At 66.0% G+C, this 13,239-nt stretch carries 11 protein-coding genes; all 11 read left to right on the forward strand.

Annotated elements, in window-relative coordinates; all coding sequences use genetic code 11:
* Positions 1 to 267 precede the first annotated feature (267 nt).
* Positions 268 to 1,497, forward strand: coding sequence for a phosphoglycerate dehydrogenase (gene serA, locus AC1RCS_RS04770; RefSeq protein ID WP_492244438.1), 1,230 nt, complete (start codon positions 268 to 270; stop codon positions 1,495 to 1,497).
* Positions 1,498 to 1,583: 86 nt separating this feature from the next.
* Positions 1,584 to 5,513 (forward strand): DUF3683 domain-containing protein, encoded by a 3,930-nt coding sequence (locus AC1RCS_RS04775; RefSeq protein WP_492244439.1) that lies wholly within the window; start codon positions 1,584 to 1,586, stop codon positions 5,511 to 5,513.
* Positions 5,510 to 5,944, forward strand: a complete 435-nt coding sequence (locus AC1RCS_RS04780; RefSeq protein ID WP_492244440.1) for an HIT family protein — start codon at positions 5,510 to 5,512, stop codon at positions 5,942 to 5,944. Before AC1RCS_RS04775 ends, AC1RCS_RS04780 begins: the two co-directional genes overlap by 4 nt.
* 114 nt (positions 5,945 to 6,058) lie before the next feature.
* Positions 6,059 to 6,481 (forward strand): gamma-butyrobetaine hydroxylase family protein, encoded by a 423-nt coding sequence (locus AC1RCS_RS04785; RefSeq protein ID WP_218293497.1) that lies wholly within the window; start codon positions 6,059 to 6,061, stop codon positions 6,479 to 6,481.
* Between the two features lie 181 nt (positions 6,482 to 6,662).
* Positions 6,663 to 7,394: a bifunctional demethylmenaquinone methyltransferase/2-methoxy-6-polyprenyl-1,4-benzoquinol methylase UbiE gene (ubiE, locus tag AC1RCS_RS04790; RefSeq protein WP_369641675.1), complete on the forward strand. Its 732-nt coding sequence runs from the start codon at positions 6,663 to 6,665 to the stop codon at positions 7,392 to 7,394.
* A gap of 40 nt (positions 7,395 to 7,434) precedes the next feature.
* A complete protein-coding gene (locus AC1RCS_RS04795) occupies positions 7,435 to 8,460 on the forward strand; it encodes a Tim44 domain-containing protein (RefSeq protein WP_218293499.1) in 1,026 nt (341 codons plus the stop codon).
* A 54-nt stretch (positions 8,461 to 8,514) separates the two neighbouring features.
* Positions 8,515 to 9,117 (forward strand): hypothetical protein, encoded by a 603-nt coding sequence (locus AC1RCS_RS04800; RefSeq protein WP_492244441.1) that lies wholly within the window; start codon positions 8,515 to 8,517, stop codon positions 9,115 to 9,117.
* Positions 9,114 to 10,697: a ubiquinone biosynthesis regulatory protein kinase UbiB gene (ubiB, locus tag AC1RCS_RS04805; protein WP_492244442.1), complete on the forward strand. Its 1,584-nt coding sequence runs from the start codon at positions 9,114 to 9,116 to the stop codon at positions 10,695 to 10,697. Before AC1RCS_RS04800 ends, ubiB begins: the two co-directional genes overlap by 4 nt.
* 41 nt (positions 10,698 to 10,738) lie before the next feature.
* Positions 10,739 to 12,184, forward strand: a complete 1,446-nt coding sequence (locus AC1RCS_RS04810; RefSeq protein ID WP_218341533.1) for a high affinity choline transporter 1 — start codon at positions 10,739 to 10,741, stop codon at positions 12,182 to 12,184.
* A gap of 63 nt (positions 12,185 to 12,247) precedes the next feature.
* Complete coding sequence (locus AC1RCS_RS04815) at positions 12,248 to 12,592, forward strand: FmdB family zinc ribbon protein (RefSeq protein ID WP_492244443.1); 345 nt, start codon at positions 12,248 to 12,250, stop codon at positions 12,590 to 12,592.
* A gap of 8 nt (positions 12,593 to 12,600) precedes the next feature.
* A complete protein-coding gene (locus AC1RCS_RS04820; RefSeq protein ID WP_218293504.1) occupies positions 12,601 to 13,221 on the forward strand; it encodes a DUF502 domain-containing protein in 621 nt (206 codons plus the stop codon).
* The last annotated feature ends 18 nt before the right edge of the window (positions 13,222 to 13,239 follow it).

Below are 13,239 nucleotides of genomic sequence, written 5' to 3' on the forward strand. Positions count from 1 at the left end.
GGCCGGATGCTATGCAGCCGATGTGACATTGATATGTCGTTGTCGCATGAGCCTGTCGCTTGCAACAACCGGGGAAACCCCTTGGGGTCCCCATGAGGGAAGCGATTGTGACTCTTTTGTGACAAGGTGTGGCGCATTTGCCGAGGCTTGCAAGGTTTTGTGCAATGCACCATGCTGTCGGTCGCGCGCAGGCCTCTGCCGCGCCGGTTCGTTCGCGTCGTCGCGCGCCGGTTTCTTTTCCCCCTCTCCTCCTTCTTCCTTATTGCCATGGCCATCAATTCGCTGGACAAGAACAAGATCAAATTCCTGTTGCTCGAGGGCATCCACCCTTCCGCGGTGGATGTGATCCGCGGTGCCGGCTACACCCAGATCGAGACGGTGTCCGGCGCGCTGCCCGACGACGAACTCAAGCGCAAGATTGCCGACGTGCACTTCGTGGGCATCCGTTCGCGCACGCAGCTCACCGAGGAGGTGTTTGCGCAGGCGCACAAGCTGGTGGCCGCGGGCTGTTTTTGCATCGGCACCAACCAGGTGGACCTGAACGCGGCGCGCGAGCGCGGCATTGCCGTTTTCAATGCCCCGTATTCCAACACCCGTTCGGTGGCCGAGCTGGTGCTGGCCGAGGCCATCCTGCTGCTGCGCGGCATTCCGGAGAAAAACGCGGTGGCCCACCGTGGGGGCTGGCTCAAGTCGGCCGACAACGCCTATGAGATCCGGGGCAAGACGCTGGGCATCGTGGGCTACGGCTCCATCGGCACGCAGCTGTCGGTGCTGGCCGAGGCCATGGGCATGCAGGTGGCCTTCTTCGACGTGGTGAGCAAGCTGCCCCTGGGCAACGCGCGCCAGGTGCAGCATCTGCACGACCTGCTGGGCCAGAGCGACATCGTGAGCCTGCACGTGCCCGAGCTGCCGTCCACCGAGGGAATGATCGGCGCGGCCGAGATCGCCGCCATGAAGCCCGGGGGCATCCTCATCAACGCCGCGCGCGGCACGGTGGTGGATATCGAGGCCCTGGCCGGGGCCCTCAAGGCCAAGAAACTGCTGGGCGCCGCCATCGATGTGTTCCCGGTGGAGCCGCGCACCAACAAGGACGAGTTCCAGTCGCCCCTGCGCGGGCTGGACAACGTGATCCTCACGCCCCATGTCGGCGGCTCCACCATGGAGGCGCAGGCCAACATCGGCCTTGAAGTGGCGGAAAAGCTCGTGAAGTACAGCGACAACGGCACCAGCACCTCGTCGGTCAATTTCCCCGAGGTCGCGCTGCCCGCGCACCCTGGCAAGCATCGCCTGCTGCACATCCACCGCAACGTGCCGGGCGTGCTGTCGGAGATCAACCGCATCTTCTCGGACAACCAGATCAACATCTCGGCCCAGTACCTGCAGACCAACGAGAAGATCGGCTACGTGGTCATCGACATCGACGCGGCCTCGTCCGATCTGGCGCTGGACAAGCTGGCGAAGGTCGGCGGCACGCTGCGCAGCCGGGTGCTGTTCTGAACAGGGGGGGGTGCCTGGGCGGGGCGGGCGCCGGCAAGGGAAGGCACGGTGGCATAAAATCACGCCCCCACCCCAGGTAGACCCCCATGAATGTTCCGATTGCGTTGGCTGCCTTGCAGATGCAGGCTGCCGAGCCCGTGCGTCTGCGCGAGATTCCCTATAACTACACCTCGTTCTCCGACCGGGAGATCGTGATCCGCCTGCTGGGGTCCCCGGCCTGGGACGTGCTGGACCAATTGCGCAAGGAGCGCCGCACCGGGCGCTCCGCCCGCATGCTGTACGAAGTGCTGGGCGATATCTGGGTGGTGCAGCGCAACCCCTACCTGCAGGACGACCTGCTGGACAACCCCAACCGCCGCAAGCTGCTGGTCGATGCCCTGCAGCACCGCCTGGCCGAGATCGACAAGCGCCGCACCCCCGACGACGACGCCGGGCGCGACCGCCTGGTCGGCGAGCTGGTGGTGGCGGCGCGCCGCGCCGTGGCCGAATTCAACGCCACCTTCGAGCAGGCCGCGCAGCTGCGCCGCCAGATCCAGAAGACCCTGGGCCGCCTGACGGCCAAGGACAACATCAAGTTCGACGGCCTCTCGCGCGTGAGCCACGTGACCGACGCGACCGACTGGCGCGTCGAATACCCGTTCGTGGTGCTCACGCCGGACACGGAAACCGAGATGGCAGGCCTGGTCAAGGGCTGCATCGAACTGGGCCTGACCATCATTCCCCGCGGAGGCGGCACCGGCTACACCGGCGGCGCCATCCCGCTGACGTGGAAAAGCGTGGTCATCAACACCGAAAAGCTCGAAGCCATGACCGAGGTGGAGATGCGCCGCCTGCCGGGCATGGACCGCGAAGTGGGCACGGTGTGGACCGAGGCCGGCGTGGTCACCCAGCGCGTGGCCGATGCGGCCGAGCGCGCAGGTTTTGTGTTTGCCGTGGACCCGACCAGCGCCGAGGCGTCGTGCATCGGCGGCAACATCGCCATGAACGCGGGCGGCAAGAAGGCCGTGCTGTGGGGCACGGCGCTCGACAACCTGGCCAGCTGGCGCATGGTCACGCCCGACGCCCAGTGGCTCGAGGTGACCCGCCTGGACCACAACATGGGCAAGATCCATGACGTGGAGACGGCCACCTTCGAGCTGCAGTACTTCGAGGCCGACGGCAAGACGCCCGTGCGCACCGAGCGCCTGGCCATCCCGGGCCGCACCTTCCGCAAGGAAGGCCTGGGCAAGGACGTGACGGACAAGTTCCTCTCGGGCCTGCCCGGCATCCAGAAGGAAGGCTGCGACGGCCTGATCACCAGCGCGCGCTGGGTGGTGCACCGCATGCCCGAGCACACGCGCACCGTGTGCCTGGAGTTCTTTGGCAACGCCAAGGACGCCGTGCCCAGCATCGTGGAGATCAAGGACTTCATGTTCGCCGAGCAAAAGCGCTCGGGCGTGCTGCTGGCCGGCCTGGAGCACCTGGACGACCGCTACCTGAAAGCGGTGGGCTACGCCACCAAGAGCAAGAAGCACGGGGGCGGCCTGCCCAAGATGGTGCTGTTCGGCGACATCGCGGGCGACAACGCCGACGACGTGGCGCGCATCACCAGCGAGGTCGTGCGCATCGCCAACTCGCGCAGCGGCGAAGGCTTCATCGCCATCAGCCCCGAGGCGCGCAAGAAATTCTGGCTGGACCGCAAGCGCACGGCCGCCATCAGCCGCCACACCAACGCCTTCAAGATCAACGAAGACGTGGTGATCCCGCTGCCGCGCATGGCCGAGTACACCGACGGCATCGAGCGCATCAACATCGAGCTGTCCCTGCGCAACAAGATCAAGCTGTGCGACGCGCTCACCGAGTTCTTCGAGCGCGGCAACCTGCCGCTGGGCAAGCACGACGACGCGAGCGAAATCCCCTCGGCCGAACTGCTGGAGGACCGCGTGGCGCAAGCCCTGGCGCTGGTGGCCGAGGTGCGCGCGCTGTGGGCCGGCTGGCTGCAGGATGTCGAACCCCTGTTCCCGCAGCTGCAGGACCACACCCTGCGCGCGAGCTGGAAGACCCAGTTGCGCGCGCCGCTGTCGGGCATCTTCGCGGGCGCGGCGTTCCAGCCCATCCTGGACGAAGCCACGGCCATCCACAAGCGCGTGCTCAAGGGCCGAGTCTGGGTGGCGCTGCACATGCACGCCGGCGACGGCAACGTGCACACCAATCTGCCGGTCAACAGCGACGACTATGAAATGCTGCAGACCGCGCACGAGGCGGTCGAGCGCATCATGGTGCTGGCGCGCAGCCTGGACGGCGTGATCTCGGGTGAGCACGGCATCGGCATCACCAAGCTGGAGTTCCTGACCGACGCCGAGCTGCTGCCGTTCGCGCAGTACAAGCAGCGGGTGGACCCCGAAGGGCGCTTCAACAAAGGAAAATTGCTCCGAAATCAGGAGCTGCCTGCGCTGGATGGGAAAGCGCTGGAGGCCCATCTGGCTTCCAAGCCGGCTTTCAGGCCCGCCGCCTTGCATGCCGACCTGACCAATGCCTACACGCCCAGCTTCGGCCTCATGGGGCACGAGTCGCTGATCATGCAGCAGAGCGACATCGGCGCGATCGCCGATTCGGTCAAGGACTGCCTGCGCTGCGGCAAGTGCAAGCCCGTGTGCAGCACGCACGTGCCACGCGCCAACCTGCTGTACAGCCCGCGCAACAAGATCCTGGCCACCTCGCTGCTGGTCGAGGCGTTTTTGTACGAAGAGCAGACCCGCCGCGGCGTGAGCATCAAGCACTGGCAGGAGTTCGAGGACGTGGCGGACCACTGCACGGTGTGCCACAAGTGCGAGAGCCCCTGCCCGGTGAAGATCGACTTCGGCGACGTCACCATGAACATGCGCAACCTGCTGCGCAAGATGGGCAAGAAAACCTTCCGCCCCGGCAACGCGCTGGCGATGACCATGCTCAACGCCACGAATCCGGACACCATCAAGTTCATGCGTTCGGCCATGGTGGACGTGGGCTTCAAGGCCCAGCGCCTGGCCGTGGACCTGCTGCGCAAGGTGGGCCGCAGGCAGACGGCCAAGCCGCCGGCCACGGTGGGCACGGCGCCGATCAAGGAGCAGGTGATCCACTTCATCAACAAGAAGCTGCCCGGCGGCCTGCCCAAGAAGACGGCGCGCGCGCTGCTCGACATCGAGGACAAGGACTACGTGCCCATCATCCGCGACCCGCAGGCCACCACGGCCGAGACGGAGGCGGTGTTCTACTTCCCCGGCTGCGGGTCGGAGCGCTTGTTCTCGCAGGTGGGTCTGGCCACGCAGGCCATGCTGTGGCATGCGGGCGTGCAGACCGTGCTGCCGCCGGGCTACCTGTGCTGCGGCTACCCGCAGCGCGGCAGCGGCCAGTTCGACAAGGCCGAGAAGATGATCACCGACAACCGGGTGCTCTTCCACCGCGTGGCCAACACGCTCAACTACCTCGACATCAAGACCGTGGTGGTGAGCTGTGGCACCTGCTACGACCAGCTGCAGGGCTACGAGTTCGGCAAGATCTTCCCGGGCAGCCGCATCATCGACATCCACGAGTACCTGCTGGAAAAGGGCATCCAGCTGCAGGGCAAGGGTGCCTACCTGTACCACGAGCCTTGCCACAACCCCATGAAGCTGCAGGACTCGATGAAGACCGTGAAGGCGCTGGTGGGCGAGCAGGTCTTGAAGAGCGAGCGCTGCTGCGGCGAGTCGGGCACGCTGGGCGTGACGCGCCCGGATGTGTCCACGCAGGTGCGCTTCCGCAAGGAAGAAGAAATCAAGAAGGGCGAGGCCCAGCTGCGTGCCAGCGGCGCAGTGGGCGCGCAGGACAACGTGAAGATCCTCACCAGCTGCCCCAGCTGCCTGCAGGGCCTGAACCGCTACGAAGGCGACCTGAACAACGGCCTGCTCGAGGCCGACTACATCGTGGTCGAGATGGCGCGCGAAATCCTGGGCGAGAACTGGATGCCGGACTATGTGCAGCGCGCCAACAACGGCGGCATCGAGCGGGTGCTGGTGTGACGGCCTGCCCGTTGTGCGCTGAAGATGGTGGCGCACTGGTCTGGCGCGGTGAGCGACTGCGTGTCATCCGTGCGCAGGAGGCGGGGTTTCCTGCCTTCTACCGCGTGGTCTGGAATGCGCATGTGGCCGAGTTCTCTGACCTGGCTGCTGCCGAACGTGCCCACTGCATGGAGGCCGTGACGGTGGTGGAGCGGGCCCTGCGCCAGCACCTGTCGCCCACCAAGGTCAACATCGCGGCGCTGGGCAACATGGTGCCGCACCTGCACTGGCATGTGATTGCGCGGTTTGACTGGGACAGTCACTTTCCCTCACCCGTGTGGGCGGCTGCGCAGCGGCCCAGCCCTGTGGCGCAAGAGGCTGCCGTGCAGGCGCTGCTGCCCGCGCTGGAAAGCGCCTTGCGCCAGCAACTGGCGACCCTGGCTACTGCGTGACTGGCGCTCTGTCAGGAGTCGGTGCGTCTGCCGGCCCTCTGGGCGGTGGGGTCTGCGGCGGGTGGGACAATCACAACCGCCTTTTCTGACAACAGTTTTCTCACAGGTGAATCCATGGCAGGTTTGAAAGCGGGCGCGCCCACGCCGCAGGCAATCACGGTGCACGAAGCATCACGGGTGCTCGAAGTGGGGTTCTCCGATGACGCCACGTTCCGCATTCCGTTTGAGCTGATGCGGGTGTATTCACCGTCGGCCGAAGTGCAGGGTCATGGCCCGGGCCAGGAAGTGCTGCAGACGGGCAAGCGGGAGGTCACGCTGGTCAACCTGGAGCCCGTGGGCAACTACGCGGTCAAGCCCACGTTCTCGGACGGCCACGACAGCGGCATCTTCACCTGGGACTACCTCTACGAACTGGGCCAGAAGCAGGACGCGCTGTGGACGCAGTACACCGAGCGCCTGGCCGCGGCGGGCGTGGACCGCGACGCGCCGATGGCGCCCAAGGGTGGTGCAGGCGGGCATGCCTGTGGCGGTCACTGAAGGGCAGACCCTAAGCCCTTGTTGACCAATGTGCTATTGAAAGAAGAGCTGCCGGCGCAATATAGGCAAGCGGTAGCGGCTGTTTTCTCTTTGATGGCGTTGTCCTAATTGCGACACAAGCCCCATTTCAGTGCGGGGTTGTCGCTGTACCTCTGGCGCTTGCGCGCCTAGCATGATTCTTATGAGCACCACACATTTTGGTTTTCAGTCGGTCGACGAGCAGGAAAAGGCGCGCCGCGTGCGTGGCGTGTTCGATTCGGTCGCCTCCAAATACGATGTGATGAACGACCTCATGTCGGCCGGCCTGCACCGCGCCTGGAAGGCCTACACCGTGATGGTGGCCAACCTCGGCGAGGGCAGCCAGGTGCTGGACATCGCGGGCGGCACGGGCGATCTCGCGCTGGCATTTTCGAAGAAGGTGGGCGCCACGGGGCGCGTGGTGCATACCGACATCAACGAAGCCATGCTGCGCGTGGGCCGCGACCGTCTCATCGATGCGGGCGTGGTGCTGCCCACGCTGGTCTGCGATGCCGAAAAGCTGCCGTTCCCGGAGGCGCATTTCGACGTGGTGAGCGTGGCCTTCGGCCTGCGCAACATGACGCACAAGGACCAGGCCATCGCCGAGATGTGCCGCGTGCTCAAGCCCGGCGGCAAGCTGCTGGTGCTCGAATTCTCGAAGGTGGCCAAGCCGCTGGAAAAAGTGTACGACTGGTATTCGTTCAAGGTGCTGCCCCAGCTGGGCAAGCTGGTGGCGGGCGACGATGCCAGCTACCGCTACCTGGCGGAGTCCATCCGCATGCACCCGGGACAGGAAGAACTCAAAAGCCTCATGCAGAAAAATGGCTTTGGGCATGTGGACTATCACAACATGACGGGGGGAATCGTGGCCCTGCATGTTGGAATCAAGTGCTGAGTGAGCGTTTCGCTCGGTCATTAACGGAGACGGAGAAGTCATGATGAAACTGTGGTCTGTGGTGTTGGTCGCGATGCTGGCGTTTGCACACGCCGATGCCGACGCCCGGCGACTGGCTGGCGGCAAATCGGTGGGCAAGCAGTCGAGCAATGTGACGCAGCGCGAGTCGGCAACGCCGCCCGCAACGCCGGGGGCTCCGGCACAGAACGCGACCAATGCGGCAGGCGCCAAGCCGGCCACGGCGGGCGCGGCACCCGCCGCCGCGGCTGCGAAGAAGCCCTGGGGCGCGATGCTGGGTGGCCTGGCCGCGGGCCTGGGCCTGGCCTGGCTGGCCAGTTCGCTGGGCCTGGGCGCAGGGTTCGGCAATATTTTGATGATCGCGCTGCTGGCGCTGGCCGCGTTCGCCATCTTCAAGATGGTGATGCGCGCGCGCAGTGGCGCCAGCCAGGGCGGTGGTGCCGCTGGAGGCGCGCCGTTCGCCTTCCAGGGGGCAGGGGCCGCCTCGCCGGCGGCTGCGCAGGTGCCTCCGCAGTACAGCCCCAACAACGTGGGCAACGACGCCTCGGCGCGCCCCTGGGAGCGCAGCAGCATGGCGTTCGATGCCTCGCGCGCAGCGCAGGGCGGGGCCGGCACGGGTGTGGTCATCGGTTCGGGTCTGTCGGGCTCGCAGAACTGGGGCGTTCCGGCCGATTTCGACACCGAAGGGTTCCTGTCCGCCGCCAAGCGCAACTTCGTCACGCTGCAGGCCGCCTGGGACCGCTCGGACATCACCACGCTGCGTTCCATGATGACGGACAGCATGCTGGACGAGATCCGCACCCAGCTGACCGAGCGCGAAGCGCACCGCGGCGTGCAGCCCAACCACACGGACGTGGTCATGATCGAGGCCCAGCTGCTGGGCATCGAGGACCTGGGCGACGGCTACATGGCCAGCGTCGAGTTCTCCGGCATGATCCGCGAGGAGCCCTCCGCGGGCCCGAGCCCGTTCCGCGAGGTCTGGAACATGACCAAGCCCAAGGCGGGCAGCAGCGGCTGGCTGGTGGCAGGGGTGCAGGCCCTGCAGTAATAAAGGAGATACCCCCATTTGGGGCTATCCCAGTTCAGGGAATAATCGGGGACTATGGCAACACCACAGTCCCCTTTTTCGTTTCTGGACGGCCTCTTCGAGCGTGTGGCCGCCGGCCCCCAACCTCCGCAGTGGCTGGTGCACGAGATGCAGCAGCGCATGGTGCTGTTCCTCAACCATGTCCTGATGCAGGAAAAGGAGGCCACTGACCGCCTGGTGCGCCAGAAGGGGCGCATCGCCCGCGTGCAGTGGCGCGCCTATTCGATGGCGCTTGTCATCACGCCCGCCGGCCTGTTCAACCTGGCGCCCGAGACCGCGGCGCCCGACCTGCGCCTTGAAGTGACCGAGAGCTCGCCGCTCACGCTCGCCCAGGCGGCCCTGCGGGGGGACAAGCCCTCCATCCGCATCGAAGGCGATGTGCAGCTGGCCGCCGAGATCAACTGGCTGGTCGACCATGTGCGCTGGGATGTCGAGGAAGACCTCGCACGCGTGATCGGCGATGCCCCGGCGCACACGGTGGCGCAGGTTGCGCGCCGCGCCGCGCAGGCGCTGCGCCAGTTCGTGGGCGCGCGCGTGGCGCCGTCGTCCTTTGCGGCCGTGCCCGTGCCCCCCATGCCGGCAGCGCCGGCCAGCGGCTCCGACCGGGCCGGCGCATGAAGCAATTCCTGCGGGGCGCCGCCATCCTCTGGGTGGGGTTCCGGTACGGCCTGGACGGCCTGGTGCTCGACAGCTTCCAGAAGCCCTGGCTGCGGCCGGTGTCGCGCATCCTGTCGTTCGGGCGCAACCTGGACGCCCCCCGGGGCCAGCGGCTTCGCCTGGCGCTGGAGCGGCTGGGGCCCATCTTCGTCAAGTTCGGCCAGGTGCTTTCGACCCGGCGCGACCTGCTGCCGCCCGACGTGGCCGACGAGCTCGCCCGGCTGCAGGACCGCGTGCCCCCGTTCGATCCCGAGGTGGCGATCGCCACCATCGAGCGGGCGTTCCGCAGGCCCGTGGATGAGGTCTTCACGTCCTTCGATCGCGTGCCGGTGGCCAGCGCCTCGATCGCGCAGGTGCACTTCGCCACGCTGCGCGACCGCCACGGCATCGAGCGCGAGGTGGCGGTCAAGGTGCTTCGCCCCGGCATGCTGCCGGTGATCGAGAAAGACCTGGGCCTCATGCGCATGATGGCCGGCTGGGTGGAGAACCTGTCGGCGGATGGCAAGCGCCTGAAGCCCCGCGAGGTGGTGGCCGAGTTCGACAACTACCTGCACGATGAGCTGGACCTGGTGCGCGAGGCCGCCAACGCCGCGCAGCTGCGCCGCAACATGCAGGGGCTGGACCTGGTGCTGATCCCCGAGATGTTCTGGGACTTCTGCCACCCCGAGGTCATGGTGATGCAGCGCATGAACGGCGTGCCCATCAGCCAGACGGAGCGCCTGCGCGATGCCGGGGTGGACATCCCCAAGCTGGCGCGCGACGGCGTCACGATCTTCTTCACCCAGGTGTTCCGCGACGGCTTCTTCCACGCCGACATGCACCCGGGCAACATCCAGGTGAGCCTGGACCCGGCGACCTTCGGGCGCTACATCTCGCTTGACTTCGGCATCGTGGGCACCCTCACCGAATCTGACAAGGAGTACCTCGCGCAGAACTTCGTGGCGTTCTTTCGCCGCGACTACAAGCGCGTGGCCGAACTGCACATCGAAAGCGGCTGGGTGCCGCCCGAAACGCGGGTCAACGATCTGGAATCGGCGATCCGCGCGGTGTGCGAGCCGTACTTCGACCGGCCGCTCAAGGAAATCTCGCTGGGCATGGTGCTGATGCGGCTCTTCCAGACCTCGCGCCGGTTCCATGTGGAAATCCAGCCCCAGCTCGTGCTCCTGCAAAAGACACTGCTCAACATCGAAGGCCTGGGCCGCGAGCTCGACCCTGAGCTGGACCTGTGGAGCACGGCCAAGCCCTTCCTGGAGAAGTGGATGCTCGAGCAGATGGGACCGCAGCGCGTGCTGCGTGAGCTGCGCGCCGAGGCGCCGCACTACGCCAAGCTGATTCCCGAGCTGCCCCGGCTGCTGTACGACTACCTGCGCCACAAGCCGCAGGACCAGCGGCGCGAGCTGCTGGAACTGCTGGCCGCGCAAAAGCGCACCAACCGCCTGCTGCAGGGCATCATCTACGTGGGCGCGGGCTTCGTGCTGGGCCTGCTGTCGCTGATGCTGGTACAGCAGTTGCAAGTGCTTCTGCGTTTCCGGATTTTCTAGGTTTCCCTTCCCCACCCCTTCGCGACATCGAGGAGCATGCCGTGCTGTTGACCCTGGTCATTGTCTATCTGTTGATCACCATCGCCATCGGCCTGCTGGCAGCCCGGCGAGTCAAGAATGCCGCGGATTTCGCCATTGCAGGGCGCCATCTGCCGCTGTACATGATCATCACCACCACGTTTGCAACGTGGTTCGGCTCGGAAACGGTGCTGGGCATCCCGGCCAAGTTCATCGAGGGCGGGCTGGGCAACGTGGTCGAAGACCCCTTCGGCGCCGGCTTCTGCCTGATCCTGGTGGGCCTGTTCTTCGCGGGCAAGCTCTACCGCATGACGCTGCTCACCATCAGCGACTACTACCGCGAGCGCTATGGCCGCACGGTGGAGATCGTCTGCTCCCTCATCATCATGCTCAGCTACCTGGGCTGGGTGTCTGCCCAGGTCACGGCGCTGGGGCTGGTGTTCAACCTGCTGTCGGCCGGCGCCATCAGCATCCCCGTGGGCATGACCATCGGCGTGGTCTCCATCCTGGCCTACACGCTGTTTGGCGGCATGTGGTCGGTGGCGGTGACCGACTTCATCCAGATGATCATCCTGGTGGTGGGGCTGGCCGTGATCGCGGTGTTCGCGGGCAACATGGCGGGCGGTGCCGGCAAGGTCATCGAGTTCGCGTCCAGCCGCGAGCTGTTCCGCTTCCTGCCCGAGCCCAAGTTCCATGACGTGGTGTTCTTCATCGCGGCGGGGGTCACCATGATGTTCGGCTCGATTCCGCAGCAGGACGTGTTCCAGCGCGTGATGTCGGCCAACAACATCCAGGCCGCCACGCGCGGCCCGGTGATCGGGGGCATCTGCTACATCCTGTTCGCCTTCGTGCCCATGTTCCTCGTGGCCAGCGCGCTGATCATCATGCCCGCCGAGACGGCCGAGCTGCTCAAGGACGACCCGCAGAAGGTGCTGCCCACGCTGGTGCTGTCCAAGATGCCCTTCGTGATGCAGGTGCTGTTCTTCGGCGCGCTGCTCTCGGCCCTCAAATCCACCGCGTCGGCCACGCTGCTGGCGCCCAGCGTCACGTTCACCGAGAACATCTGGCGCCAGTTCCGCCCGCACAGCTCGGACAGGCAGCACCTGCGCACCATGCGCGTCACCACGCTGGTGTTCAGTGCGCTCGTGCTGGCGTATGCCATCTACATGCAGGGCACGTCGATCTATGAGCTGGTGTCCGGCGCCTATCAGGTGCCGCTGGTGGGGGCCTTCGTGCCCCTGGTGTTTGGCCTGTACTGGAAGCGCGCCACGACGCAGGGCGCCATCTTCGCGATCGTGCTGGGCTTGCTGACCTGGCTGCTGTTCCTGGCCACGCCCGCGGGCGCGGTCTTCCCCGCCCAGCTGGCAGGGCTGCTGGCCGCGCTGGCGGGCATGCTGATCGGCTCGCTGGGCCCGCAGGCCATCCGCAACAGCCATGCGGCGCACCACAGGCTCGTCGGCACGGAGTGACACGGTGGCCGGGGGCATGCCGCCTATAATTGAGGGTTTTGCACTTTCCCTCAACACTCTGACATGCCTATCTACGCCTACAAATGCGGCTCCTGCGGCCATGCCAAGGATGTGCTGCAAAAAATCTCCGACGCGCCCCTGACGGTCTGCCCCGCCTGCGGCGCGCAGGCCTTTTCCAAGCAGGTGACCGCGGCGGGTTTCCAGCTCAAGGGCTCCGGCTGGTATGTGACGGATTTCCGCGGCGGCAACGGCGGGAATTCCGCCCCTGCCACCGAGGCCAAGCCGGAGTCGAAGTCCGACGCGCCCGCTCCCGCCAGCACCGGAGATGCTCCTAAAAAAGAAGCATCCAGCGCAGCTACACCAAGCGCTGGCGGCGGTTCAACCTCCACAACCCCTTCGTCGAACTGAGTACCTTCATGGCTGCCTTGCGCAAATGGCTGTTGACCGGCCTTCTGGTGATCGTGCCAGGGGTCATCACGGCGTGGGTGCTCAACTGGATCGTGAGCACGCTCGACCAGACCCTGCAGATCCTGCCGGGCGCATGGCACCCCGACAAGCTGCTGGGAATCCACATTCCCGGCTTCGGCGTGGTCCTCACGCTGCTCATCCTGCTGGTGGTGGGCGCCATCGCCAGCAACTTCGCGGGCCGCAAGCTCGTGCAGTGGGGCGATGCCCTGGTGCACCGCATCCCGGTCGTGCGCTCCATCTACTCCAGCGTCAAGCAGGTGTCGGACACGCTGTTCTCCGAAAGCGGCAACGCGTTTCGCAAGGCCGTGCTGGTGCAGTGGCCGCGCGAGGGCGTCTGGACCGTGGCCTTCGTCACCGGGGCGCCCAACGGCGAGGTGGCGGCCTACCTGCGCGACGAATTCGTGAGCGTGTACGTGCCCACCACGCCCAATCCCACGGGCGGGTATTTCGTGATGCTGCGCAAGAGCGACTGCGTCGAGCTCGACATGAGCGTGGACGCCGCCCTCAAATACATTGTTTCGATGGGCGTGGTCGCTCCGGCGGACCCGACGCTCGTTTCATCCAAGTAAGTAATCCCCTTAACGCGC

Source organism: Acidovorax sp. GW823-FHT01C06, assembly GCF_058798375.1.